Genomic DNA, 26,289 nt, shown 5'->3' with positions numbered 1-26,289 from the left:
TCCCCCGCGCCCCCCCCCCCCGCGACCGGGCTCGTGGCCGGCACGCCGGTGATCTGCGGCACCTCCGACACCGCGGTCGAGACCTACGGGGCCGGGATGATGCGCCCCGGGCTCGGCGTCGCCAAGCTCGCCACCGCCGCGACCGTGAGCGTGCTCTCGCCCCGGGCAGTGCCGGAACTCGACCTCATCAACTACTACCACGTCGTGCCGGACCACTGGTACGTGATCACGGCGACGAATTCCTGCGCCTCGGCCCACAAGTGGCTGCGCGACACCTTCTTCCGCCGCGAGGGCGAGGACGGCGCGGGCGCCTTCGACGCCATGGAGCGGCTCGCCGCCGCGACGCCGACCGGCGCGGAGGGCCTGTTCTTCCACCCCTACCTCAACGGCGAGCGCAGCCCCCACTGGGACCCGCTGCTGCGGGCGGATTTCGTCGGGATCGGCTTCAATCACGGGCCCGGGCACTTCGTGCGCGCCCTCTACGAGGGCATCTCCTACTCGCTGCGCGACTGCCTGGAGGTGCTGCGCGCGCGCGGCCTCGGCTTCGGCGAGGCGCGGCTCACCGGCGGCGGCGCCCGCAGTCCGCTCTGGCGCCAGATCCTCGCCGACGTGCTGGGCGTGCGCGTCGAGTTGCCGGCGGTAGCCGATGCGAGCTTCGGGGCGGCGCTGCTCGCCGGGGTCGGCATCGGGGTCTTCGCCGACGAGGCGGCCGCGGAGGCGGCGATCCGGGTCGTCGCCACCCACGAGCCGGATCCCGAGCGGGTGGCCTTCTACGAGCGGGGCTTCGCCCTCTACCGCGACATCCAGGGGGCGCTCGCGCCCCTGAACCACCGCATCCACGCCGAACTCGCGGGAGGGTGAGCCATGGCGCCCGTCAGCCTCAGCGGCGTCACCAAGGCCTTCGGCGACCTCGTCGTGGTGCACGCCGTCGACCTCGCGGTGGCGGAGGGCGAGTTCATGGTGCTGGTCGGCCCCTCGGGCTGCGGCAAGTCCACGACACTCAGGATGATCGCCGGGCTGGAGGAGGCGAGTTCCGGGACCATCCGCATCGGCGCGCGCGACGTGACCCGGCTCGAACCGCGCGACCGCAACGTCGCGATGGTCTTCCAGAACTACGCGCTCTACCCGCACAAGACGGTCTACGACAATCTCGCCTTCGGGTTGCGCATGCGCGGGACGGGTAAGGCGGAGATCGCCGCCCGGGTCGCGCGCGCCGCCGCCATCCTGCGCATCGAGCCGCTGCTCGCGCGCAAGCCGCGGCAGCTCTCGGGCGGGCAGATGCAGCGCGTCGCCCTCGGCCGCGCCCTGGTGCGCGAGCCGGACGTCTTCCTGTTCGACGAGCCGCTCTCGAACCTCGACGCCAAGATGCGCGTGCACATGCGCGACGAGATCGCCCGGCTCCACCGCGAGGTCGGTACCGCGATGATCTACGTCACCCACGATCAGGTCGAGGCGATGACGCTGGGCGACCGGATCTGCGTGATGAAGGACGGGGTGGTGCAGCAGGTCGGCGCGCCGCTCGCGGTCTACGACCGCCCGGCCAACCGCTTCGTCGCGGGCTTCATCGGCTCGCCCGAGATGAACTTCGCCGAGGGCGAGGTCACGGCCGAGAACGGCGGGATGGTGTTTCGCTCAGGCACGCTCGCCCTGCCCCTGCCGGCGGCGGGCTCGGCCGCGCGGCTCTCGCCCGGCGAGAAGGCGGTGATCGGGATCCGGCCCGAGCACCTCGCCCTGTCGCCGGAGGGTTTTCCGGCCCGCGTGGTCCACGTCGAGCGCATGGGCAACGAGAGCGTCCTCGTCCTCGATGCGGGCCAGCCGATGCGGGCCGTGACCCGCCGCGACGACGACGTCCGCGCCGGCGAGACGATCCGGCTCGCCGCTCCGCCCGGGCGGCTGCACCTGTTCGACCGCGGCGGCGCAGCGGTCGCCGTCATCTGACGCGCGGGCGGGGAGACTCGCCACGCGCGCGACGCACGAGGACACAGCCCACCCGCCCCCGGCGGAGAAGAGGCGGACGACCCCGATCATGGAGGAGACCCCGATGACGAACGAGAAGACGGGTGGGACGCCGACGCGCCGGTCCCTGATCGTGGCCGGAGCGGCCACCGCCGCCTCCGCGGCCTTGCCCATGCCGGCCCTGCGCGCGCAGACCCGCGAGATCCGCTTCCTCAACGCCGAGCCGGCGGTCGATTCGGTGCGCGCCCTCCGGGTCGCGGCGGCGCAGTATGAGAAGGAGAAGGGCGTCCGCGTCGTCATCGACACGGTGCCGTCGGGCGACGCCTACACCCGCACCGTCGCGGCGATCCGCGGCGGGCGGCCCTACGACATCTCCACCATCATCTTCGTCGCGCACGTGCTGACGCTCGCCAACGAGGGCCAGCTCACCCCGATCACCGAGCTCGTCAACAAGCACAAGTGGGGCAAGCGCATCCTCTTCCCGGTGAACGGCCAGCAATACTGGTACATGTACGACTACAATCTCTGCTGGCTGTTCTACCGCAAGGACCTGTACGAGCAAGCCAAGCTGGAGCGGCCGAAGACCTGGGCGCAGCTCCTGGAGAACAGCCGCAAGCTGGCCTCGAACGAGGGCGGCAGCCAGCGCTTCGGCATGGCGACGCCGATCGGCAGCAACGACGCCACCAACTGGATGAGCTTCGGCTATCTCTGGGCCGAGGGCGTCTCGCTGTTCGGGAACGACTGGAGCAACACCTTCGCGAGCGACGAGAACCGCCGCAGGACGGCGGCCTACCTCGACTTCTTCGGCGACCTCGCCAAGACCATGCCGCCCGGCATGACGCAGGCGACCTTCGGCACGATCACGGCGGCGTTTTCGGCCGGGCAGGCGGCGCACGCGCCCTATGCGGGCCGGATGATCGAGGTGCTGGAGCAGCGCGCGCCCCAGCTCGCCGACAAGTACGGGATGATGCCCTACCCCGACAGCGCCGGCCGGTCCGCCGCGGTCAACCACGGCTACGACGGCTGGGTGGTCGGCAAGACGGCCATGGCCGAGGAGGCGGTGCGCTTCCTCGAATGGTTCTCGGACGCCCACTACATCAACTTCCTGCACTCGGCCCCGCTGCACTTCCAGCCGCCGCGGCTCGACATCTACGACGACCCGCGCTGGCGCGCCCACCCGCTGATCGAGAAGCACGCCGAGGCCGTGAAGACCATGCAGGGCTTCCTCGACGACCCGAACATCATCATCCGGTCGATCGACACCGAGGGGCCGGGGCCGGACCTGCGGCCCGCCAAGGTGTTCGAATCCTTCGTCTTCCCCGAGATGCTCCAGAACAAGGTCCTGAAGAACATGCCGTCCGAGGCCTGCGTGGCCGAGGCGGTGGCCAAGATGAACCGCGTCATCGCGGCCTGAGCCTCCCGTCCGCATGCGCTCGCGCCACGATTGGGTGATCTGGGCCTTCTTCGCGGCCGGGCTGGGGCTGACGGCGTTGTTCGTCGGCGGCCCGGTCGCGAACGCGCTCTGGCTCTCCCTGCACCAAGCCTCCTCCTTCATCGCCGAGCCCCGCTTCGTCGGGCTCGGCAACTACGCGCGCGTGGTGGCGGACCCGGAATTCTGGCGCGCCATCGGCAACGGGCTCATCTACGCGCTGCTCTCCATCGTGCTGCAGGTGGTGATCGGCATCGCCTTCGCGATGGTGCTGAACCAGCCGTTCCTCGGCCGGCCGCTGGTGCGGGGGCTCGCCACCCTCCCCTACCTCCTGCCCACCGTCGTCGTCGCCCTCACCTTCCAGTGGATGGCGGACGGCTCGTTCGGGCTCGTCACCGTGCTGGCGCGCGACCTCGGCTTCGGCACGATCCCGTGGTTCGAGCAGCCCGCGACGGCGATGTTCTCGGTCGTCCTCGCCTCCGTCTGGCTGTGGACGCCCTTCGTGACGATCTGCGTGCTCGCCGGGCTGCAGACGATCCCGCCCGCCCTCTACGAGGCCGCGCGGGTCGACGGGGCCGGACCGGTGGCGCGCTTCATCCACATCACGCTGCCGCAGCTCAAGCCGGTGCTGACCGTCGTGATCCTCCTGCGGGCGATCTGGATGTTCAACAAGTTCGACATCATCTGGCTCTTGACCCGGGGCGGTCCCCTCGGCGCCACCGAGCACCTGCCGATCCTCGCCTACAAGAAGGCCTTCTCGCTCTTCGACGTCGGCGGCGGCGCGGCGGTGGCCACCGTCTCGTTCCTGATCCTGACGGCCCTGGTGGCGGTCTACTTCCGCCTGTTTCCCTTGGAGGAGAAGCGGTGAGGCGCTCCGCCCCCCAGCGCATCGGCATCGGGCTGGCCGCGCTCGCGATCGCCGCGTGGTCGTTCTTCCCGATCTACTGGATGATCCTGTCGAGCCTGCGCGAGCCGCAGGGCCTTTTTGCCCGCCCGAGCCTCGTGCCGCACTCCCTCTCCCTCGACAGCTACCGCCAGCTCCTCGCGGTGACGGATTACCCGCAGCAGTTCTGGAACTCGGTGATGGTCGCGCTCGCCGTGGTGGCGATCACCCTCGTGGTGTCGATCGTGATCGCCTACGCGGTCACCCGCTTCACCATGCCGTTCAAGATGCTGATCATCGGCTCGATGCTCTACGCCTACATGTTCCCGCCGATGCTGCTCGCCATCCCGCTCTACGGCATCTTCGTGAGCCTCGGGCTCGCCGACAGCCTGTGGTCGCTCGTGATCGCGCATTGCACGCTCACCCTGCCGCTGGGGGTCTGGCTGCTCTGGGGCTTCTTCAAGGCGATGCCGTTCGAACTGGAGGAGGCCGCGATGGTCGACGGCTGTACCCGGCTCGGCAGCTTCCTGCGCGTGGTGCTGCCGCTCTCGGCCCCCGGTATCGTGACGGTCGCGGTGTTTTCGTTCCTGCTCTCGTGGACCGACTACGCCTACGCACTGGTGATGATCTCCTCGGACACCCAAAAAACCCTGCCGGTCGGGCTCGCCTCGATGATCGGCTCGTTCGAACTGCGCTGGGGCGAGGTGATGGCGGGCGCGACGCTCATCGCCGCGCCGCTCTTCCTGATGTTCACGCTCCTGTCGCGCTTCTTCATCCAGGGCCTCGCGGCCGGGGCCATGAAAGGCTGACCGCCATGTCGATGCGCATCCTCGGCGCGCCGCGCCGCTACATCCAGGGCCCCGGCGCCCTGGCGCAGCTCCCCGCCCTCGTCGCGGAGTTCGGCCGCGCCCCCGTCGTGGTGGCCGATCCGGTCGCGCTGGAACGGGAGGGGGCACCCCTGGCGGACGCTCCGGTGGCGCGATTTTCCGGCGAGATCACCCTGGCGGAGATCGACCGCCTGACCGGCCTCGCCCGCGAGGCGGGCGCCGACCTCGTGGTCGCCATGGGCGGCGGCAAGGCGATCGATGCCGGCAAGGGCGTCGCCCGGGCGCTGGGGCGGCCGATCATCGTCGTCCCGACCATCGCCTCGAACGACGCGCCGACGAGCCGGCTCATCGTCGTCTACGACGAGGACCACCGCATCCGCGAGGTATTGATGCTGCCCCACAACCCGGACGTGGTGCTGGTCGATACCGCGATCATCGCCCGCGCGCCGCGGCGGCTGCTGGCGGCCGGGATCGGCGACGCCCTCTCCAAGACCTTCGAGGCGCGGGCCTGCGCGGCGGCGGGCGGGCGCAATTTCTTCGGCGGCTCGCCGCCGCTCGCCGCGCTCGCCCTCGCGGATGCCTGCTACGCCACGATCCGGCGGGACGGCGAGGCGGCGCTCGCCTGCACGGAGCGGGCCGAGCCCGACACCGCCCTGGAGGCGGTGGTGGAGGCGGCCGTGCTGCTCTCGGGGCTCGGCTTCGAATCGGGCGGCCTCTCGCTCGCCCATTCGCTGACCCGCGGTCTCACCGCCCATCCGCGCCTCGCGGGCGCCCTGCACGGGGAACTCGTGGCCTACGGCACCCTGGTCCAGATCGCGCACGAGCGCCCGCCCGGCGTCTCGGGCGCGGACGTCGCCGCCTTCTGCCGCGCCTGCGGCCTGCCGGTGCGGCTCGCGGATCTCGGCCTCCCGGAGCCTCATGAAGAGGACATCGCGGCGATCGTCGGCCCGACCCTCGCCGCGCCCCACATGCGCCACCTCGCGCGCCCGGCCTCGCCCGAGAGCCTCGCCGCGGCGATCCGGGCGGTGGAGGCGGGCCTGTGAACCTCGATCTCGCCGGGCGGGTCGCCCTGCTCACGGGGGCGGCGCGCGGCATCGGCCTCGCGGAGGCGGAGGCCCTGGCGGCGGAAGGCTGCCGGGTCGTCGTCTCGGACCGCGATGCCGCGGCGGCGGCCGAGGCGGCCGAACGCCTCGCGGGGGCCGGCCACGCGGCCTGGAGCCTCGGTTGCGACGTCACCGACGAGGCGGCCGTGGCGGCGATGCTGAGGGCCGTCGCGGCGCGCGAGGGCCGGCTCGACATCCTCGTCAACAACGCGGGCGTGGCCGGCACGCTCGTCGGCCACGCGGTCGAGACGATGAGCCTCGATCACTGGGACACGATGGTGCGCATCCACATGCACGGCACCTTCCTGTGCACGCGCGCCGCCATCCCGCTGATGCGCGCCCGCGGGTTCGGGCGCATCGTCAACACCTCGTCGATGAACGTCGCGGGCGGCGGCCGTCCGGGCAACGCCAACTACACGGCCGCCAAGGCCGGCATCGCCGGCTTCACCCGCGTCGTCGCCAAGGAGGTCGGGGGCGCGGGGCTGACCTGCAACTGCGTCGCCCCGGGCTACGTCGAGACGGACCTGATCCACACCTTCTCGGCCGACATGCGGGCGCGGATCACCGCGCAGAACCCGATCGGCCGCTTCTGCCAGCCGGACGAGGTGGCGGCGTTGGTCGCCTTCCTGTGCTCGCGCCAGGCCGCCTTCATCAACGGGGCGATGATCAACCTCGACGGGGGCCGCCGCGAGTTCGTCTGGGATTGAGGGAAGCCGGTCACGCGTCCTGCGATGGACAACCCCCTTTCCCGGACGACTGAAGCGAAGCGGAAGGAGATCCGGAAACCAGGGGAGATGGGCCGCGAAGCGGCTCCGTGTGGCGGCAGCGTCGTTGAAGACGGACGCTTCGCGGCATCATTGGGCTGGTTCCCGGATCTCCTTCCGCTGACGCTCCAATCGTCCGGGAAAGGGGCGCGCTTCCGGGAAAGTGGGCGCGCTTTGGGGATCCAGAAGTCGCGAGATCCAGATCACACCGGCCAGGCGGCATCCCGGTAGGCGGAATCCCAGAACATCCATTCTAGCTGCGCGGCGCGGGCGAAGGCCGCGTGCATGGCCTCCCGCTCCTTCGCCCCCGTATCGGCCCAGACCGCGTCGGTGACCTCGATCATGGCGTCCACCGCTCGCGAAAAATCCTCGCCGGCGTAGGTGTCGATCCAGGCCCGGTACGAGTTGTCGGGGCGGGCGCGGCCATGAATGTCGCGTCCGATCTCGCGGTAGATCCAGAAGCAGGGCAGCAGGGCGGCGAGATGAACCCCGAGCGGCTCGCGAAACCCGCTGGCGAGCAGGAAGCAGACGTAGTGGTGCGTGACCGGCGTCGGCGCGGTGGCCGCCACGTCCTCGGCCGAGATGCCGAAGCGGGTGAAATAGTCGGTGTGCAGGGTGCGCTCCACCTCGATGGCGACGGCGGCCGCGGTGGCGAACTGCACGATGTGTCCGGGACGATCCGACTTGGCGGCGGCGAGCGCCAGGGCCTGGGCGAAGCCGACGAGGTAATGGGCATCCTGGATGATGTAGTGGCGGAACGCCGGCATCGGCAGCGTGCCGTCGGCGAGTTCGCGGTTGAACGGCAGGGCGCGGGTCGCCTCGTAAAGCGGCGCGGTGCGGGTCCAGGCAGCGGTGGAGAACAATGGGGTCAACTCCCTCGGGCGAAGCGCGGGCGGTGAGCGGCGATCGCCGCGCCACGTGATCACCGCGCCAAGTGATCACGCCACGTGATCACCGCAGCAAGTGGGTGATGTAGCACCGCCGGGGACGCGACGCCGGGATGGCACCACGCCGCTGAAAATCGCTGAAAACGCCGTCACACACCCGTAAAGTCACGGGATTAGCGAGACCCCATCGCGTCGAGGCCGCAGGGCCGGCGCGCCCGAGGGACCTTTTCGTGGACGGACCGAGCACCGCCACCATCCGCGACGTGGCCGCACGGGCGGGCTGCTCGCTGGCGACGGTCAGCCGGGTCGCCAACGAGAGCGCGCCGGTCAGCCCGGTCATGCGCGCCCGCGTCGTGGCGGCGGCGCGGGACCTCGGCTTCTCGCTGATCCGCAGCGACGGGGCGCGCCGGCCGGTCATCGGCGTGCTCCTGCCCAGCGTCACGAACCCGGTCTTCGCCTCCGTGCTGGCGGGAATCGAGCAGCGCGCCCGCGCGGACGGCCTCTCGGTGGTGATGGGGCAGTCGAACTACCGATCCGATCAGGAACTGGAGGTCGTGGAGGCGCTCGGCGCCGAGCGGCCCGTGGGCCTCGTCGCGACCGTCTGCGACCCGGCCACGAGCGCGGCGCTCGCGGTCGCGGCCCGGCGCAAGCTGCCGACCGTCATGGTCTACAACGAGACCGACGCGGCCGGCTTCGGCTCCGTGTCGGTGGACAACCGCGCCGCCGTCCGGCTCCTGACCGAGCACCTGCTCGGGCTCGGCCATCGCGCCATCCTGTTCATCAGCGGCCGCTTCGCCTCCTCCGACCGCGCCGCCCGCCGCTTCGCGGGCTACCGCGACGCGATGCTGGCGGCGGACCTGCCCGCCCTGCCGTCCCTGCAGGTCGACTTCATCGACGGCGCGCGCGACATCGACCTCACCAGCGCCCTCGCCCGGCATCGGCCCACCGCCATCATCGCGTCGAACGACCTCCTGGCCGTCACCGTCATCGCCTCGCTGCGCCGGCTCGGCCTCGCCGTCCCGGACGACGTCTCGGTGGCGGGCTTCGACGGCGCCGATCTCGGGCGCCACCTCTGGCCGCGGCTGACGACGATCGCCCAGCCGTCGCAGGGCATGGGCATGCTCGCCGCCGCGATGGTGCTGGACATGGCCACCGGGCGGGCGCCGGCCCGGCACCTGCGCGCCGATTTCGAGCCGTGCCGGGGCGGAACCACGGCGCCGCCGGCCCGGACCGCCCCCTCCCTTCTCCCCGACAGCCATCGGAAGGTCCTGTCATGCGACTGAAGCTCGTCCTCGCCACCGCGGCGCTCGCGCTCGCGACATTCCTGCCGCCGGCCGCCTCGCGGGCGGCGGACGCGATCTGCTACAACTGCCCGCCCGAATGGGCGAACTGGGGCGAGATGCTGGACGCGATCAAGCGCGACCTCGGCGTCGAGATCCCGCGCGACAACAAGAATTCCGGTCAGGCCGTCGCGCAGATCATCGCCGAGAAGGCGAGCCCGGTCGCCGACATCGCCTATCTCGGCATCAATGCCGGAATCTCGGCCGCCGAGCAGAACCTCGTCGAGCCGTGGAAGCCGGCCCGCTTCGACGCGATTCCCCAGGGCCTGAAGGATGCGGACGGCCGCTGGTGGACCGTCCATCAGGGCACGCTGGGCCTGTTCGTGAACGTCGACGCGCTGAACGGCGCGCCGGTCCCCGCCTGCTGGGCCGACCTGAAGAAGCCGGCCTACAACGGCCTCGTCGGCTACCTCGACCCGACCTCGGCGGCGGTCGGCTACGTCTCGGCGGTGGCGATCAACTCCGCGCTCGGCGGCTCCCTCGACGATTTCTCGCCCGCCATCGCCTACCTGAAGGCGCTGGCGGCCAACGGCGCCATCGTGGCCAAGCAGACCTCCTACGCCCGGGTCGTCTCCGGCGAGTTTCCGATCCTGCTGGATTACGACTTCAACGCCTACCGGGCGAAGTACACCGCGCCGGGCAAGTTCGTGTTCGTCCTGCCCTGCGAGGGCACGGTCAGCTTTCCGTACGTGATGACGCTGGTGAAGAACGCTCCCCACCCTGAGACCGCCAAGCGCGTGCTCGACTACCTCCTGTCCGACAAGGGGCAGCTCTTCTGGACGAAGGCCTATCTGCGCCCGGCCCTTCCGGTGGCGATCCCGCAGGAGATCGCCGAGCGCTTCCTGCCCGCGAGCGAGTACGAGCGGGCCAAGTCCGTCGATTGGGCGGCCGCGCAGCGCGCCCAGAAGGCATTTTCCGCCCGCTACCTCGCCGAGGTGCGCTGAGGACCCGGCGGGGCGGACCCGGACGGCCCGCCCCGCCGCAAGCAAGAGGACGCCCCGATGCGGGCCAGACGCTTCGACCTGCTGCTCCTGCTGCCGCTGGGGATCTTCACGCTCGCCTTCCTGCTCCTGCCGCTCGTGCGGCTCGCGGTCGAGGCGGGCTCGGGCGAGCGCGGGCCGATGGCCTTCCTCGCCATCCTGACCGATGCGCGCTATCGCGAGAGCCTCGTCGCGACCCTGCTGCTCGCGCTCGCCACCACCGCGACGACGCTGGCGCTCGCCACGGTCGCGGCCCAGACCCTCGCCCACCGGCGCTTCCCGGGGCGCGGGCTGCTGCTGACCCTCCTCACCTTCCCGCTCGCCTTCCCGGGCGTCGTGGTCGGCTTCATGATCATCCTGTTCGGCGGGCGCCTCGGCATCGTCGGCTCGGTCAGCCGGGCGCTGACGGGCACCAACCTCGTCTTCGCCTATTCGCTGGCCGGCCTGTTCATCGGCTACGTCTACTTCTCGGTGCCGCGCGTCATCCTGACGGTGCTGGCGGCGGTGGAGACGATCGATCCCGCGCTGATCGAGGCCGCCCGCTCGCTCGGCGCCGGCCCCCTCGCCATCCAGCGCGACGTGATCCTGCCCGCCCTCGCCCCGGCCCTCTCGGCCAGCGGCGCCCTCTGCTTCGCCACCGCGATGGGCGCCTTCGGCACCGCCTTCACGCTGGCGACCCGCGTCGATGTGCTGCCGATGCTGATCTACACGGAGTTCACGCTGGCCACGAACGCCAGCATGGCGGCGGCCCTCTCCATCGCGCTGGGCCTCGTCACCTGGGCGGTGCTGGCCCTCGCGCGGGGCAGCAGACCCCGCGGCGCGACGGGGGCGTGAGATGAGGCTGCGCTGGACGACCCTCGCGGGCGCGCTCCTCACCGCTCTCCTGGCGCTCTTCCTGATCCTGCCCGTCGGGCTGTCGATCGGCGCCGGGCTCAGCGTCAACTACGCCCGCGGCCTCTCGGCCGGCCTGACGCTGGCGTGGCTCGTGCAGGTCTGGAACCTGTATGCCGACACGGTGCTGCGCTCGATCCTGGTGGCGCTGGCGACGCTCGGCCTGACGCTCCTCATCGGCGTGCCCGGCGCCTACGCCCTCGTGCGGCGGGGCGGGCGCTTCGCCCGCATCGCGGAAGAGATCGTCACCCTGCCGGTGGCGATCCCCGGCCTCGCCCTCGCGCTGGCCCTCATCATCGCCTACGGGGGCTTCGGGGCCTTTCGCCGCTCGAGCCTGTTCATCGTCGCGGGCCACGTGCTGTTCACGCTGCCCTTCATGCTGCGCGCCGTGATGGCGGTCCTCGACTCCATCGACTGGCGCACGCTGGACGAGGGCGCCGCGAGCCTCGGCGCCTCCGCGTTCCGCCGGTTCGTCGACGTGATCCTGCCGAACGCCCGCCCGGGCATCCTCGCCGGGTCGCTCACCGTCCTCACCCTGTCGATCGGCGAGTTCAACCTGACCTGGATGATGCACACGCCGCTGACCAAGACCCTGCCGGTCGGCCTCGCCGACGCCTACGCCTCCATGCGGCTGGAGATCGCCTCGGCCTACACGCTGGTCTTCCTCGTGATGGTCGTCCCCCTCCTGGTCGGCCTGCAAGTCGCCGCCGACCTCATCGAGAAGCGTCCCAGAGGATGACAGCGCCCGTCCATCCCGCCGTCGCGCGCGGCGCCGCCGTCACGACGCGCGGCCTGTCGAAGACCTTCGACGGCGTCCAGGCGCTCCGGCCGACCGACCTCGCCATCCGGGCCGGCGAGGTCGTGGTCCTGCTCGGCCCCTCCGGCTGCGGCAAGACCACGCTGCTGCGCCTGATCGCCGGGCTGGAGCGGCCGGACGGGCCGGACATGATCCGCTTCGACGGCGAGGACGTGTCGCACCTGACCGTCGAGCGGCGCAACGTCGGCATGGTCTTCCAGTCCTACGCGCTGTTTCCGAACATGAACGTGGCCGAGAATGTCGGCTACGGCCTCAAGGTCCGGAAGGTGCCGCGCGCCGAGCGCGAGGCGCAGGTCCGGCACCTGCTCGACCTCGTGGGTCTGGCGGAGTTCGGCGCGCGCCGGATCGGCCAGATCTCGGGCGGGCAGCGCCAGCGCGTGGCGCTGGCCCGGGCGCTGGCGATCCGCCCGCGCATCCTCCTCCTCGACGAGCCCCTGGCCGCGCTCGATGCGGTGCTGCGCGAGCGGCTGCGGGTCGAGATCGGCCTGCTGCTGCGCCGGTTCGGCATCACCGCCCTCTACGTCACCCACGACCAGGCGGAGGCGATGGCGATCGGCGACCGGATCGCCGTGATGGACCGGGGCGTGATCGCGCAGATCGGCGCGCCGCAGGAGATCTACCGGCGCCCGGTGAACGCCTTCGTGGCCGAGTTCGTCGGAACCATGAACCGCCTGGAGGGGCGGGTCGCGGGCGGCCGCCTCAGCCTCTCGGGCGAAGGGACCCGCGCCCGCCTCACGGTCGGCGGGCCGGACCGGGAGGCGGCGCTCTGGTTCCGTCCGGAGGCCGCACAGCTGGTCGCGGGCGAGGCGCCGGTCGTCGCGCGGGTGATCGCCTCCACGTTCTTCGGCGCCACCCAGCGCCTCGTGGTGGAGATCGTGCCCGGCCGGCCGCTCCAGCTCGATGTCGCCGCGGACCTCGCCGTGGCGCCGGGCCAAACGGTCGCCTTCGACATCCCCGCGAACGCCCTGATCGAATTTCCGCCGAGTGCCTGAGATGCTCATCGCCCAGATCTCCGACCTGCACGTGCGCCCCGCGGGCGCCCTCGCCTACGGCGTCTCCGAGACGAACCTGTCGACCGAGCACGCGATCCACGCGCTGCTGCGCCTCGACCCCGCCCCGGACTGCGTCCTCGTGACGGGTGACCTCACGGATTGCGGCCTGGACGAGGAATACGCGCTCCTCTCCGGCCTGCTGGCGCGCCTGCCGATGCCCGTCTACGCGGTGCCGGGCAACCACGACCGCCGCGAGCCCTTCCGGCGCGCCTTCGCGGGGGCCGGCTACCTGCCCGCGCAAGGCCCCCTCGACTACGCGGTCTCCTGCGGCCCCGTCCGCATCGTCGCCCTCGACTCCCTGGTGCCGGGGGAGAGCCACGGCGCCCTCGGCCCCGACACCATCGCGTTCCTGGAGGCGGCGCTGGCGGCGGAGCGCGACGCGCCGACCCTGGTGATGCTGCACCATCCGCCCTTCGCCTGCGGCATCGGCCACATGGACCGGGTCGGCCTCCTCGAAGGCGCGCGCGAGCTGGAGCGGGTGGTGGCGGCGCATCCGCAGGTGCAGCGGGTCCTGTGCGGCCATGTCCATCGGTCGATCCAGCGCCTGTTCGGCGGCACGCTCTGCCAGGTCGCGCCCTCGGTCACCCATCAGGTGGCGCTCGACCTCACGCCGGACGGCCCCTCCGTCTTCGTCCTGGAGCCGCCGGGCTTCCTGCTCCACCGCTTCGACGGCGGGCAGGTCGTCACGCACACGGCGATGACCGACCGGGCGCCCGGACCCTTCCCGTTCGCGCTGCCGGACGATTATCCCGGCCGGCGCTCCACCCCGCCGGCCTGACGGCGACGAAACAGCCGCCATGGGCGAAAGCACCCACGCGGTCGATGAGGTCCGGCGCGCGCGAGTCCGGTCGTGCCCGGATGCTTGCCGGCGCGCGCGTGTCCCTGACATACTCCCTCCCCAAGAAGACAGGGAGGAGACCGATGCTCGGCTGGATGACGATCGCCCGGAGCCTGCTGGCTGCCGCGGTGATAGGCCTCGCGGCGCCGGCCGGGGCGCAGGATTATCCCGTCAAACCCATCACGCTGATCGTCCCCTGGCCCGCGGGCGGCTCGACCGACATCAGCATGCGGGCGATCGCGGACGCCGCCAGCAAGCACATCGGCCAGCCGATCGTCGTGGACAACAAGGCGGGCGGCAGCGGCACGGTCGGGCCGGCCACCATGGCGGCCACCGCCAAGCCGGACGGCTACACCATCGCGCAGATCCCGATCACGGTCTTCCGCCTGCCGCTCATGCAGAAGACGACCTGGGATGCGCAGAAGGACTTCACCTACGTCGTCCACCTGACGGGCTACACGTTCGGCGTGACGTCGAACGCGAATTCGCCCTTCAAGACCTGGGCCGACGTGGTGTCTTTCGCCAAGCAGAACCCCGGGAAGGTGACCTACGCCACCCCGGGGGCCGGAACGTCGCTGCATGTCGGGATGGAGCAGGTCGCCACCAGGGCCGGGATCAAGCTGACGCACGTGCCCTTCAAGGGCGGCGCCGAGACCAACGCGGCCGTGCTCGGGGGCCACACCACCCTGCAGGCGGATTCGAGCGGCTGGAAGCCGCTGGTCGAGGCCGGCAAGCTCAACCTCCTGATGATCTGGACCGCGCAGCGATCCAAGAACTATCCCGACACGCCGACGCTGCAGGAACTGGGCTATCCCCTGGTGCTCGACTCGCCCTTCGGCATCGCCGGCCCCAAGGGCATGGATCCCAAGATCGTCGCCAAGCTCCACGACGCCTTCAAGAAGGCGATCGACGACCCGGCCGTGCAGGAGACCCTCGCCAAGTACGACATGGTGGTGAACTACAAGAGCACCGACGATTACCGGAAGCACGTCACCGAGACGATCGAGGCGGAGCGCAAGATCATCACCGATCTCGGTCTCGCCAGGACGAACTGAGTCCGTGGCCGCATCGCGATCCCGCGCCGCGCCGCGTGGCGGCGCGGAACTCTGGGCGGCGCTGGCCTGGCTCCTCGTGAGCCTCGGCGTGGTGTGGGCGGGCCGGGACCTCGGCATCGGCGAGGTCGCGGCCCCCGGCAGCGGCTTCCTGCTGTTCTGGGCCGGGCTCCTGATGGCCGGCTTCTCGGTGGCGATCCTCTGGACGGCCGTCACGCAAGGCAGCCCGCCGATCGCCGCGCTGTGGGCGGGGACGCGCTGGCGGAAGGTCGTGCTCACGATCGCCAGCCTCGCGGTCTACGCCGCGATCCTCGACGGGGTCGGGTTCCTCCCCGCGACGATCCCGCTGATGCTGGTGCTGCTGCGCGGCGTCGATCCGGTGCGGTGGCGGGTCGCGCTGCCCGTCGCGATCCTGTCGACGGTGGGGATCTGGTGGGTGCTGAAGCGGCTGCTGCACATCCAGCTGCCGGCCGGCGCCTTCGGGATCGGATGAGGCGCGCCCGTGGACACTCTCGCCGCCATCGTGCTCGGGTTCGAGGCCGCGCTCCAGCCCGTGAACCTGCTCGCCTGCTTCGTCGGCGTGTTCATCGGCACGCTCGTCGGCGTGCTGCCGGGCATCGGCCCGGTCTCCGCCATGTCGCTCCTGCTGCCGATCACGCTGGCGGGAAGCCCCGCCACCGGCATCATCATGATGGCGGGCATCTACTACGGCTCGATGTACGGAGGGTCGACGACCTCGATCCTCGTCAACATCCCGGGCGAGGCGGCCTCGGTGGTGACCTGCCTCGACGGGCACCAGATGGCCAAGCAGGGCCGCGCCGGCCCCGCGCTCGGCATCGCGGCGTTGGGCTCCTTCTTCGCCGGCACCTTCGCGATCGTGGCCCTGATGCTGGTTGCCCCGACGCTCGCCGGCTGGGCGGTGGCGTTCGGGCCGGCGGAATACTTCAGCCTGATGGTCCTCGCCCTCACCGTGCTGACCTTCCTGACGCAGGGCTCGATGCCGAAGGCCCTGCTGATGGCCTGCGTCGGCGCGGTGCTCGGGCTGATCGGCCTCGATTCCATCACCGCGCAGCCGCGGCTGACCTTCGACCGGCTCGAACTCTACGACGGCATCGGCTTGGTGCCGGTGGTCATGGGGCTGTTCGGCATCGCCGAGATCCTGCACAACCTTGAGCGGCCGATCGCCCGCGACATCGTCCAGGCGCGGCTCTCGCAGCTCTGGCCGAACCGGGAGGACTGGAAGGCCAGCGCCGGCCCGATGGCGCGCGGCACGCTGCTCGGGTTCTTCCTCGGCATCCTGCCGGGCGGCGGCGCGGTGATCGCGGCCTTCGCGTCCTACGCGCTCGAAAAACGGCTCTCGCCGCATCCGGAGCGGTTCGGGCGCGGCGCCATCGCCGGGGTGGCGGGGCCGGAGGCGGCCAACAACGCGGCGGCGGGCGGCGCGTTCATCCCGCTCCTGACCCTGGGCATCCCGCCCAACGTCGTCATGGCGCTGCTGCTCGGCGCCTTCGTGATCCACGGCCTGCAGCCCGGCCCGCTGCTGATGACCCAGAACCCGACCCTCTTCTGGGCGATCATCGTCAGCATGTACATCGGCAACATCATGCTGCTGGTCCTGAACCTGCCGCTCGTGGGCCTCTGGGCGCAGCTGCTGCGGGTGCCCTACAACGTGCTGTTTCCGCTCATCGTGCTGCTCAGCATCGTCGGCGTGTATTGCTCCAGCAACAACGTCTTCGACGTCTACGTGATGATCGCCTTCGGCCTCCTGGGCTACCTGATGCGCAAGACCGGCTACGAGCCGGCGCCCCTGGTGCTCGCCTTCGTCCTCGGCCCGCTGCTCGAGAACAACCTGCGCAAGGCCCTGATCCTGTCCCAGGGCGACCTGTCGACCTTCGTGTCGCGCCCGATCTCGGCGGTCTGCCTCGCCTTCGCGGCGCTGCTCCTGATCGCCCCGCTGCTGCCCGCGCTGCGGCGCAAGCGCGAGGCCGTCGCGCTCGACGAGACGGCCTGAGACCGCTCCCCGCAGGGCGCCACCCGGCGAGCCGTCATTCAACTGTCGTCAAACCCGCCAGAACGGCACATCCAGCCCCTCGCGCCGGAGTGCCGCCCTCATGGATTTCCACCGCCGCTTCACCGTCCTGATGTGCACGCCCGCCTTCGACCCGGGCGACCTGGAGGGCGCCCGGGTCGATCAGATCGTGGCGGCGGTCGAGGGGCGCGGCTTCGAGGTGGTGCGGGCGCGGCGCGTCGAGGACGCGGCGATCGCCGTGCAGACCGACGCCGCCGTCGGCTGCCTCGTGGTCGACTGGGGCAAGCGCGGGCTCGACGGCAAGGCCGCCGCCCTGATCGACATGATGCGCAAGCGCGGCCTCGAGATGCCGATCGTCATCATGGTCCGGCGCAAGCGGCTCGAAGACATCCCGGTCGAACTGCTCGACTTCATCGACGGCTACGTCTTCCTCGCCGAAGAAACCCCCGAATTCATCGCCCGCGGCCTGGTCAGCCGGGTCACGCAATACGCCGAGACGCTGAAGACGCCGTTCTTCGGCGCCCTGGTCGACTATGCCGAGGAAGGCAACCAGCTCTGGACCTGCCCCGGCCACAACGGCGGCATCTTTTACAACCGCTCGCCGATCGGCCGCATCTTCGTGGAGCACCTGGGCGAGGCGATCTTTCGCGACGACCTCGACAACTCGGTGCTCGATCTCGGCGACCTCCTGACCCACGAGGGGCCGGCGCTGAAGGCCCAGAAGGAGGCGGCCCGGATCTTCGGGGCGGAAAAGACCTACTTCGTCCTCAACGGCACCTCCGCGTCGAACAAGATCGTGCTCGGCTCGCTGGTGGCCGAGGGCGACCTCGTGCTGTTCGACCGCAACAACCACAAGGCCGCCCATCACGGCGCCCTGATGGTCGCCGGCGGCATCCCGATCTTCCTCGAGACGGACCGCAACGCTTACGGGCTGATCGGCCCGATCTTCCACGACGCCCTCGACGAGACGCGCATCCGCGACAAGATCCGGGCCAACCCGCACGTGACCGACCCCGAGGCGTGGCGCCGGGAGCGCCCGTTCCGCGTCGCGGTGATCGAGCAATGCACCTACGACGGCACGATCTACGACGCCCAGGAGATCGTCGAGCGGATCGGGCACCTGTGCGACTACATCCTGTTCGACGAGGCCTGGGCGGGCTTCATGAAGTTCCACCCGCTCTACGCCCGGCGCTTCGCCATGGGGCTGACCGGCCTCGACGAGACCTCGCCGAGCATCGTCGCCACCCAGTCGACCCACAAGCAGCTCGCGAGCTTTTCCCAGGCCTCGCAGATCCACACCCGCGACGGCCACATCCGCGGCCAGACCCGGCGGGTCGAGCACCGGCGGTTCAACGAGAGCTTCCTCGTGCACGCCTCGACCTCGCCCTTCTACCCGCTCTTCGCCTCCCTCGACGTCGGCGCGCAGATGATGAAGGGCCGCTCGGGCGTCGTGCTGTGGGACGACACGATCCGGCTCGGGATCGAGTGGCGCAAGAAGGTGCGGGCGATCCGGCGGGAGTTCGAGGAGAAGGAGACCGACCCGAAGCGGCGCTGGTTCTTCGACCCCTTCGTGCCCGACACCGTGACGGGGCCGGACGGCACCGAGATGCTGTGGGAGGCCGTGCCGACCGACGCGCTCGCCGCCGAGCCGCGCTACTGGGAGCTGGCGCCGGGCGCCGCGTGGCACGGCTTCACCAAGGTGGCGCCGGGCTTCGCGATGACCGACCCCAACAAGCTCACGGTCCTCACGCCCGGCTTCGACCGCGCCACGGGCGCCTACGCCGAGCACGGCATCCCGGCGCCGATCGTCGCGCAGTACCTGCGCGAGAACCGGATCGTCGCCGAGAAGAACGACCTGAACTCGCTGCTCTTCCTGCTGACCCCGGGCGTCGAATCCTCGAAGGCCGGCACGCTGATCTCGGGCCTCGTCGCCTTCAAGCGGCTGCACGACGACAACGTGCTCCTGGAGGAGGCGATTCCCGAATTCGTGCGGCGCCGCCCCGGCCGCTACGCCGGCCTGCGCCTGCGCGACCTCTGCGCCGACCTGCACGCCTTCCACCGCGAGCACGGCACCTCGGCGCTGCAGCGCCGGCAGTTCCTGCCCGAGCACCTGCCCGAGATGGCCCTGCCGCCGAAGCGGGCCGCGCAGCTGCTCACCCGCAACGCGGTCGACTACGTGCCCATCGCCGAGGCGGCGGGGCGGATCGCCACGACGCTGATGCTGGTCTACCCGCCGGGGATCGGCACGGTGCTGCCGGGCGAGCGGCTCGACGAGCGGGCCAAGCCCATGCTCGACTACCTCACGATGTTCGAAGCCTCCGCGAACCTGTTTCCCGGCTTCGAGGCCGAGATCCAGGGCATCTACCGCGAGGTCGGGCCGGACGGGCGCGTCCGCTTCCACACCTACGTCGCGCGCGAGGGCGCATGATGATGGTGCCCGAGAGGCGGCCCGCCGCCAGCCCGGACATCGTGATCCGGCCCTCGTCGGACGCGGACGTGGCGGCGATGATCGCGATCTACGAGCACCACATCCGCCGCGGCGTGGGCGACACCGGCGACTTCGAGGAGGAGCGCCTGCTGCCCGACGACCTCAAGCGGCGCCGCAAGGCCATGCGCCGGAAGCGCCTGCCCCACCTCGTCGCCGAGCGGCACGGCGCCGTCGCGGGCTACGCCTACGCGGTGCCGTTCCGCAAGCGCCCGGCCTACCGCTTCACGCTCAAGCACTCGATCTACGTCCACCCCGAGCACCTGCACGCGGGCATCGGCCGGCGGCTGCTGCCGGCGCTGATCGAGGCCTGCGCGGCGGGCGGCTACCGTCAGATGATCGGCTACATCGACGCCCGCAACGAGGCCTCGCTGCGCCTGCACGAGGCCTGCGGGTTCGTCCGCGTCGGCACCCTGGCGGCGGTCGGCTACAAGTACGGCCGCTGGAGCGACAGCGTCATGGTCCAGTGCCCGCTCGGCACCGGCGCGGAGGACCAGCCCCCTCCCCGCCGCCCTCCGGATCCTCCGCAGCCCGGCGACGCAGGCTGATCCGGTGGCCGCCCCGCGCCCCGCACCGCCGGACCGAGGGGGCAATGGTCAGACCTCTGATCAGAGGGCGCAGCCAACGGGAACGTGCACCGGCCGGACTGCGGCGAGATTGTCAGGGTCGCCTTCAAATCCCGATCGAAACGCTCGGTCAAGCCGCGCGATCGACGCCTCGCAACTGCTCACCTACGGCTAGAGCAGTGTCCGATCGCGCTGCGATCGGTCGCCGCTCCAAGTTTTTGATTTGCCGCATTGTCTGAGACGAACCGGTATCCACTCCATCGGAAAATGCTCCAAGCGACGGCTATAACATGGGTTAAAAGCGTCAGCTTCCGCTGGAGAACCGTGCCTTCCAGGCACATATCACCGTTATACAGCGCGCATCAAATGCTTCATTAAATATTCTTTTACCACGCAAACCTCATTATCTCTGCGTCATATTCGATCCATCATCTCAATCGAGGAACCTTCAATGTCCAAGACACTGCGGAATAGCAGTCTATTACTCAAATCGGTAGCACCTTTGGCAGTCATGGCCTTATTGACGTTAGGCCTCGTGCTCTATTCGCGCCACTCGCTGGAAGAACTGGCGGTCCGCTCCCGAACGCTCGTCGACGTACAGGCCGGCCGTCTCGAAAGCATCCTCAACGTTCGCATCGGCGTGACCGAAGCGACGATCATGTCCCGCAACATCCTGATCGAGGCCCGCGAGAAGGAGATGGCCGGATACAAGGCTCGCTACGATGCGGCCGTGAGCGCCAGCTACGCCGCGGCCGACACACTGATCGCGCTCTCCGACACCGCCGAGCGCAGAGAAGCCAATCAAAAACTCCGCGCTCTCCTTCAGGATTATTACGTCATCGCGAACAGGATCGTCGAACTTGGTTTGATGAACCAGTACGAGCCCGGGGCGAAGCTCGCTCTGCAGGAGGGCTCCGTGTCGCGCGCGAAGGTTCGTGACGCGGTCCAGGCGCGGCTCGATCTTCTCAAGCAGCAGTTCGAGGAGGGCAAGGCCGCCGCCCAGGCCCAGGCCGATCGCGCGACCACGCTCCTGATCGGCGCGGCCATCGCCGGCCTGCTCGCGGCGCTTGCTCTCGCCGCCGCCATCGTCATCCTGGGCATCACGCGTCCCCTCGCCAGCCTGGTGGGGGTTCTGCAGCGCATGGCCCAGGGCGAGACCGAGGCCGAGATCAAGGAAGCGGCCCGCGGCGACGAGATCGGCGCGGTCGGGCGCGCCGTCGAGGCCATCAAGGCCATGGTCGCCAAGAAGGCGGCCGAGGACGCCGAGCGCCGCCAGATCGCCGACGCGGCCGCCGCCGCCGAGCGCAAGCGCACGATGGTCGAGATGGCCGATGGCTTCGAGCGCGCGGTCGGCGGCATCGTCTCCTCCTCGGCGACCGAGTTGCAGGCCACGGCGCAGCAGATGACCGCCACCGCCACCGAGACCGCCAGCCAGTCGACCACCGTCGCCTCCGCGGCCGAAGAAGCTGCGGCCAACGTCAACACGGTGGCCGCCGCCGCCGAGGAACTCGGTGCCTCCGTGCAGGAGATCGGACGGCAGGTGTCGGGCTCCGCGGATCTCGCTCAGGTCGCGGTGCGCGAGGCGGATCAGACCGCCTCGCAGGTCAACGAGCTGAGCCGCGCCGTCACCAAGATCGGCGACGTGGTGCAGCTGATCTCGACCATCGCGGCGCAGACCAACCTGCTGGCCCTCAACGCCACCATCGAGGCGGCGCGGGCGGGCGAGGCCGGCCGCGGCTTCGCGGTGGTGGCCGCCGAGGTCAAGGAGCTGGCCAGCCAGACCGCGCGGGCCACGGACGAGATCGCCAGCCAGATCGGACAGATCCAGGGCGCCACGGCGCAGGCCGTCGAGGCGATCGGCTCGATCACGGCCCGGATCCGGGAGATCAACACGGTGGCGACCACGATCGCGGCGGCGGTCGAGGAGCAGGGCGCGGCGACCCAGGAGATCGTGCGCAACGTGGCCGAGGCGTCCACCGGCACCACGGAGGTGACGAGCAACATCGCGGGGGTGGCCCAGGCCTCGGAGCAGACGGGTGCGGCGGCCAGTCAGGTGCTCGCATCGGCCTCCGAACTGTCGCGCCAGTCGGAGCGTCTCTCGGCGGAGGTGCACCAGTTCCTCGCGACGGTGCGCGCCGCCTGACGGCCTTGGGCCGGCGGCGATCCACGATCTCCGTCGGTCAGCCTCTATCCGGATCGGTCAGGCTCATGACCCAGCGCCAGTCGCCGCGCCAGCCTGATCCTTGCTAGACTTGCGGGCAGGAAGTGGTGGTGCACGCAGGTCCCCGCCAACCCGTCTCCGCGCCCTCTTTCCCTGCTAGCACGGAAAAGAACAGGGAAAATCACGCATCCAGCCCATCGGCGAGGCGTTAGGGCGCTTATTTCCCGAGCCGTCACAGCGGCTTGAAGCTGAATTCCCTGTACGCGCGAACAGGGACGCAAATGGGCATCAGAAGGCTGCCCACCGCACAAGACCGAGGCGGACGGTGCAGGCCGGCACCAAGGCAAAGGTTCATTGCGGGAAACCTCCGCACGACGGCATTCGCCCTCTTGCGCTCAGCCGATGTTCGTGCTGTGTTCCAACCCTGGCCCATCAATCGGCCGGCTCAGAGGCACCAAGCCGCCCGTCGCTCGTCGGCAGCAGCCTGGGTGCCCCACGGCATGCCCTGTCATCTCACCCTCGCCGCCGCGCGCATGGGTGAGCCGAACAGGATCAGCAGCGCCGTGCGCCGGCAGACGCATGGGCCTCCGCTCACAGTCCTGTCGGTCTCACCCGCCGCGCCTCCGCGCGGCTTTCTCGCGACACCGATTCCGGGCTTCCCATGTCTTCCGTCACACTCCTTGACCGGTCACACCCGATCGCATTTCGTCCACCCGCCCAGCTCAGACCAGCCCCGCGCAACCCGCGCACCCACTCCAAGAAGCAGATCCAGCAGATCGCCCGCAGCATCCAGCGCTTCGGGTTCACCAACCCCGTCCTGATCTCCGATGAGGACGAGATCATTGCCGGGCACGGCCGCGTCGAGGCCGCCAAGCAGCTCGGCCTTGCCGAGATCCCCACCCTGCGCCTGTCCCGCCTCAGCCCGGCCGAGCGGCGTGCCTACCTGCTGGCCGACAACAAGCTCGCCCTCAACGCCGGCTGGGATCGCGAACTCCTCGCCATCGAGCTGCAGGGCTTGGCCGAGCTCGACTTCGAGGTCGAGCTCACCGGCTTCTCCGTAGCCGAGATCGACCTGATCCTCGAGGAGGCGCGCGACAGCAGCCCGGATGCGCGTGACGCGCCGGAGGATCGGGCGCCTCCCCTCCCCGCTCCGGCCGCGACCGTGACGCGTCCCGGCGACCTGTGGGAGCTTGGGCGGCACCGTCTGCTGTGTGCGGATGCGCGCGAGGCGAGCGCCTACCAAGCCCTGGTCGGGGCCGAGCCTATCGACCTGATCTTCACTGACCCGCCCTACAACGTGCCGATCGACGGGCACGTCAGCGGCCTGGGGCGGGTGCAGCACCGCGAGTTCGCCATGGCCTCCGGCGAGATGACACCCGAGGCGTTCACGCACTTCCTCACCCAGACCCTCGGCCATGCCGCCCGGGCCTGCAAGGACGGGGCGATCGCCTTCGTGTGTATGGACTGGCGCCACATGGGCGAGCTGCTCTCCGCCGGGCAGACGGTGTTCTCGGAGCTGAAGAACCTGTGCGTGTGGAACAAGACCAACGCCGGCATGGGCAGCTTCTATCGCTCCAAGCACGAGCTCGTCTTCGTGTTCAAGGTCGGCACGGGCGCACACACCAACAGCTTCGGGCTAGGCGAGACGGGTCGCCACCGCACGAACGTGTGGGACTATGCCGGGGCGACCAGCTTCCGGGCCGAGCGTCAGGAGGAGCTGGCGCTGCATCCGACCGTCAAGCCTGTGGCGCTGGTGGCCGATGCACTTCGGGATTGTTCACGGCGCGGTGAGCGGGTGCTGGACCCGTTCGGCGGCTCAGGCACGACGCTGATTGCGGCGGAGAAGACGGGACGCCGGGCGCGCCTGCTGGAGGTCGACCCGGCCTACTGCGACGTCATCCTGCGGCGCTTCGAGCAGGTCACTGGCCGCGCGGCGCGACTGGCCGGATGTGGGATGCGCTTCGAGGATGTGGCCGCGGAGCGCGGCGCGGCTGGGCTAGTGGAGGCGGGGCGATGACGAAGCCGGCGAGACAGACGGGCGAGTATGAGGTGGGCTACGGCAAGCCGCCGCGACACACGCGCTTTCAGAAGGGGCAATCCGGCAACCCGCGCGGGCGAGCGCGCAAGTCGCCGCTGGAGACGCAGCTGGAGGTGGATCTGCGGCGGGAAATGCAGCGCCAGATCACGGTGCGCCAGGACGGCAAGGAGGAACGCGTCACCGTGCAAACTGCGCTCATCCGCAGCCTGCAGGCCCAGGCACTGAAGGGGAGTGTTGCCGCCCAGCGGTTCCTCGTCGAACTGAACCAGCGCTACCAAGAGGCTAATGCAGCCAGCAAAGAGGAGCTGCTGCGTGTGGCAATTGAGACCAAGCACAACGGGGAGGAGGAGCTGAAGCGTCGCAAGGCGAAGGGGATCACGGATACCAGCGACATTGTTCCACATCCCGACAATATCTTGATCGACATGGACACGGGTGAGGTACAGCTGCTGGGCCATGCCTGGCCCGAGCACCTGATGCGGTTTGTCGAGCAGCAGATGGCGGCGCAGAAGCCAGCCAGGCGCAAGAAGCGGGGTGAAGCTTCCTGAACGCGGTGGCGGTATCGACCTGCCCAGGACCGATGCCGCTCGCAGAACTCGAGCTAAACGGCTCAAAATGACCCCGAGCGGACCTTCATCGGTTGCGCCTCCAATGTCCGCTTCGGGTCGAAAGCGGCCCTTGAAATGGTCAAGCCGATTGAGTTCAGATTCAAAGGGCTGGTGCGGCTGCGGTACAGCAGGCTGCCTGCTCCAGATCGCCTGGAACCGTCGAGCTTTCCGCTCATTATCAGGCCAAATTCCAGCCTTTGGAGCATGGAAATGCCGCAGCTTGGTGAGTGCGCACCCGGCAACATGACACCTATGCCTTCTATCGGCAGGGCGTTGGCTGGGTTTGCTGCCTCTACAACTGCGCTAATATTAACGCTGGTCCTGTTCAGCAGCATTACATGATGTCGATCGTCTAGGTTTATCGTTCCCCACGCAGGGCTTCGAGGTGCGTCCGAGCCACGAACACGCGTCTGACGGAGCAGCTTCAGCCCTTTCTGCCCACCGTCAGGGCTCTCGAAGAACCTGATCAACATCCTCAACACCGGCTCGGCGAACCTGACCAATGCCGACCTGAATGAGGAGGCGGCGAACTCCCAGGCCCTGTCGACCTGTGCGTCACCGGGTCAAGTTATGCCGGTCCGAGTGCAGCAAGGTCGCAGATCGGTCAAACACCCTCCACACCGGCAATGATCCCTCTCGGATGAACATGGCGAACGCTTCGACCGCCTCCCATCGATCGAACGCACGCACCTCGTCTACGGCGCGACCCACGATACAGGCCCCCTCGCGAGCATCTGCGACCGGTGGCTGACTCTCTAACGAGAACACCACTCCCGCCCGATCGGGCCTCAGCTCATCCGGCAACGCGCCGATCTTGCGCCAGAGACAGTACCACCGGACGCATGCCTCCGGGCGCTCGTGATAGATCCCGCACGCCGTGCCAGTGTGATGCCGACATAGGATACCCACGGGTTTGCTGAGTGCCTTGATCTCCAAAACTCGGCAACAGACCGTGCATTGGCCGCACGTTCGGCCTGGAACAAGGCTCAGTTCAATCGAGAAGTCCGTCATCCAGACAATCTTTCTTGGCGTGACCACCATGGCAGCCGTCCTCGTCCATGTCCGCAAGAGTGGAGCCACCGCAAGCCGTAGCTTCGAGGAGCGCCAGAGCCAGTCGATCGGTCTGGAGGGGTGGTGACGAGGATCGCGGCTGCAAGCATCGGTGCTGTGCCGGTCGGCACGAGGAGCAAGCGATGGTCGACCTGCACATCCGGCACCGGACTGTCTACCGCTACCAGCACCCCGTGTCCCTCGGGCCTCATCGACTGATGCTGCAGCCTCGTGAGAACCGCGACGTGCGCTTGGTGACACGGCAGGCCATGCCGGTAGCCGGCAGCTTTCTTGGCGCAACGAACGCCTTCCTGAGCATGAGCGTCGAGGTTGCCGTCACCTCGCGATAAGCGATCCTGCGGACGGACATGGTCAAGCGACTGAGTTCGTCGGCTCCCCTTGCCGATGATGATGCCTGTCACCATCTCATGACCATCCAATGGGATGGCGAGGAGATGGTAGACATGACGGGCAACCTCCACGAACTGCGGCCAAGGACGCCCGACAGCGAGAAGATCACGGTCAACCTCGGC

General features: G+C 69.7%; 24 protein-coding genes. 22 read left to right on the top strand and 2 right to left on the bottom strand.

The genetic code is table 11. The features are described from left to right. The 7 genes from ACKUB9_RS07990 to ACKUB9_RS07960 form a co-directional block, all read left to right on the top strand. Positions 1–861, top strand: an 861-nt coding sequence (locus tag ACKUB9_RS07990) for an FGGY-family carbohydrate kinase (protein ID WP_410825796.1), incomplete at its 5' end; no start/stop codon positions are given. Positions 862–864: 3 nt separating this feature from the next. Then, entirely contained in the window at positions 865–1,938 is a 1,074-nt protein-coding gene (locus ACKUB9_RS07985) for an ABC transporter ATP-binding protein (protein ID WP_407520834.1), read from the top strand. A gap of 103 nt (positions 1,939–2,041) precedes the next feature. Further along, entirely contained in the window at positions 2,042–3,370 is a 1,329-nt protein-coding gene (locus ACKUB9_RS07980; protein ID WP_407520836.1) for an ABC transporter substrate-binding protein, read from the top strand. A 13-nt stretch (positions 3,371–3,383) separates the two neighbouring features. After that, the gene (locus tag ACKUB9_RS07975) at positions 3,384–4,253 is read left to right on the top strand and encodes a carbohydrate ABC transporter permease (protein WP_407520838.1); all 870 of its coding nucleotides are present in this window, start codon (positions 3,384–3,386) and stop codon (positions 4,251–4,253) included. Then, entirely contained in the window at positions 4,250–5,077 is an 828-nt protein-coding gene (locus ACKUB9_RS07970; RefSeq protein ID WP_407520841.1) for a carbohydrate ABC transporter permease, read from the top strand. Before ACKUB9_RS07975 ends, ACKUB9_RS07970 begins: the two co-directional genes overlap by 4 nt. A 5-nt stretch (positions 5,078–5,082) precedes the next feature. Further along, complete coding sequence (locus ACKUB9_RS07965) at positions 5,083–6,138, top strand: glycerol dehydrogenase (RefSeq protein ID WP_407520843.1); 1,056 nt, start codon at positions 5,083–5,085, stop codon at positions 6,136–6,138. Continuing rightward, entirely contained in the window at positions 6,135–6,905 is a 771-nt protein-coding gene (locus tag ACKUB9_RS07960) for an SDR family NAD(P)-dependent oxidoreductase (RefSeq protein ID WP_407520845.1), read from the top strand. Before ACKUB9_RS07965 ends, ACKUB9_RS07960 begins: the two co-directional genes overlap by 4 nt. A 260-nt stretch (positions 6,906–7,165) precedes the next feature. Here the strand turns inward: ACKUB9_RS07960 and tenA are convergent, their stop codons facing one another. After that, on the bottom strand, positions 7,166–7,825 hold the full coding sequence (gene tenA, locus ACKUB9_RS07955) for a thiaminase II (protein WP_407520847.1): 660 nt from the start codon (positions 7,823–7,825) through the stop codon (positions 7,166–7,168). A 254-nt stretch (positions 7,826–8,079) separates the two neighbouring features. Here tenA and ACKUB9_RS07950 point away from each other — a divergent pair, with 254 nt between their 5' ends. The 14 genes from ACKUB9_RS07950 (at position 8,080) to ACKUB9_RS07885 (ending at position 24,646) form a co-directional block, all read left to right on the top strand. Further along, a complete protein-coding gene (locus ACKUB9_RS07950) occupies positions 8,080–9,132 on the top strand; it encodes a substrate-binding domain-containing protein (protein WP_407520849.1) in 1,053 nt (350 codons plus the stop codon). Then, complete coding sequence (locus ACKUB9_RS07945; RefSeq protein WP_407520887.1) at positions 9,129–10,133, top strand: extracellular solute-binding protein; 1,005 nt, start codon at positions 9,129–9,131, stop codon at positions 10,131–10,133. Before ACKUB9_RS07950 ends, ACKUB9_RS07945 begins: the two co-directional genes overlap by 4 nt. 57 nt (positions 10,134–10,190) lie before the next feature. Then, complete coding sequence (locus ACKUB9_RS07940) at positions 10,191–11,003, top strand: ABC transporter permease (RefSeq protein ID WP_407520851.1); 813 nt, start codon at positions 10,191–10,193, stop codon at positions 11,001–11,003. A 1-nt stretch (position 11,004) separates the two neighbouring features. Beyond that, positions 11,005–11,799 (top strand): ABC transporter permease, encoded by a 795-nt coding sequence (locus tag ACKUB9_RS07935; protein WP_407520853.1) that lies wholly within the window; start codon positions 11,005–11,007, stop codon positions 11,797–11,799. Further along, the gene (locus ACKUB9_RS07930) at positions 11,796–12,869 is read left to right on the top strand and encodes an ABC transporter ATP-binding protein (protein WP_407520855.1); all 1,074 of its coding nucleotides are present in this window, start codon (positions 11,796–11,798) and stop codon (positions 12,867–12,869) included. Before ACKUB9_RS07935 ends, ACKUB9_RS07930 begins: the two co-directional genes overlap by 4 nt. Position 12,870: 1 nt before the next feature. Next, positions 12,871–13,707 (top strand): phosphodiesterase, encoded by an 837-nt coding sequence (locus tag ACKUB9_RS07925; RefSeq protein WP_407520857.1) that lies wholly within the window; start codon positions 12,871–12,873, stop codon positions 13,705–13,707. Positions 13,708–13,850: 143 nt separating this feature from the next. Next, complete coding sequence (locus ACKUB9_RS07920; RefSeq protein WP_407520859.1) at positions 13,851–14,822, top strand: Bug family tripartite tricarboxylate transporter substrate binding protein; 972 nt, start codon at positions 13,851–13,853, stop codon at positions 14,820–14,822. 4 nt (positions 14,823–14,826) lie between these two features. Continuing rightward, entirely contained in the window at positions 14,827–15,312 is a 486-nt protein-coding gene (locus ACKUB9_RS07915) for a tripartite tricarboxylate transporter TctB family protein (protein WP_407520861.1), read from the top strand. Positions 15,313–15,321: 9 nt separating this feature from the next. Then, a complete protein-coding gene (locus tag ACKUB9_RS07910; RefSeq protein WP_407520863.1) occupies positions 15,322–16,830 on the top strand; it encodes a tripartite tricarboxylate transporter permease in 1,509 nt (502 codons plus the stop codon). Between the two features lie 100 nt (positions 16,831–16,930). Then, entirely contained in the window at positions 16,931–19,276 is a 2,346-nt protein-coding gene (locus tag ACKUB9_RS07905; protein ID WP_407520865.1) for an Orn/Lys/Arg family decarboxylase, read from the top strand. Then, entirely contained in the window at positions 19,276–19,881 is a 606-nt protein-coding gene (locus ACKUB9_RS07900) for a GNAT family N-acetyltransferase (RefSeq protein WP_407520889.1), read from the top strand. Before ACKUB9_RS07905 ends, ACKUB9_RS07900 begins: the two co-directional genes overlap by 1 nt. A 469-nt stretch (positions 19,882–20,350) precedes the next feature. Continuing rightward, the gene (locus ACKUB9_RS07895) at positions 20,351–22,042 is read left to right on the top strand and encodes a methyl-accepting chemotaxis protein (protein WP_407520867.1); all 1,692 of its coding nucleotides are present in this window, start codon (positions 20,351–20,353) and stop codon (positions 22,040–22,042) included. 679 nt (positions 22,043–22,721) lie between these two features. Continuing rightward, on the top strand, positions 22,722–24,077 hold the full coding sequence (locus tag ACKUB9_RS07890; protein ID WP_407520869.1) for a site-specific DNA-methyltransferase: 1,356 nt from the start codon (positions 22,722–22,724) through the stop codon (positions 24,075–24,077). Beyond that, positions 24,074–24,646, top strand: a complete 573-nt coding sequence (locus tag ACKUB9_RS07885) for a DUF5681 domain-containing protein (protein WP_407520871.1) — start codon at positions 24,074–24,076, stop codon at positions 24,644–24,646. The genes ACKUB9_RS07890 and ACKUB9_RS07885 overlap by 4 nt, the downstream gene beginning before the upstream one ends. A 62-nt stretch (positions 24,647–24,708) precedes the next feature. Here ACKUB9_RS07885 and ACKUB9_RS07880 read toward each other — a convergent pair whose 3' ends face one another. Then, positions 24,709–25,041 carry a hypothetical protein gene (locus tag ACKUB9_RS07880; RefSeq protein ID WP_407520873.1) on the bottom strand — a complete coding sequence of 111 codons (333 nt, stop codon included), beginning with the start codon at positions 25,039–25,041 and terminating at the stop codon, positions 24,709–24,711. Between the two features lie 858 nt (positions 25,042–25,899). Between ACKUB9_RS07880 and ACKUB9_RS07875 the strand changes: the two genes are divergently transcribed. Further along, positions 25,900–26,106, top strand: coding sequence for a transglutaminase N-terminal domain-containing protein (locus tag ACKUB9_RS07875; RefSeq protein WP_407520875.1), 207 nt, complete (start codon positions 25,900–25,902; stop codon positions 26,104–26,106). The last annotated feature ends 183 nt before the right edge of the window (positions 26,107–26,289 follow it).

Source organism: Methylobacterium oryzisoli (genome assembly GCF_046557895.1).
Lineage (GTDB): Bacteria > Pseudomonadota > Alphaproteobacteria > Rhizobiales > Beijerinckiaceae > Methylobacterium > Methylobacterium oryzisoli.
The sequence above is the reverse complement of the archived record's forward strand: the minus strand, read 5'-3'. Positions and strand labels throughout refer to the sequence as shown.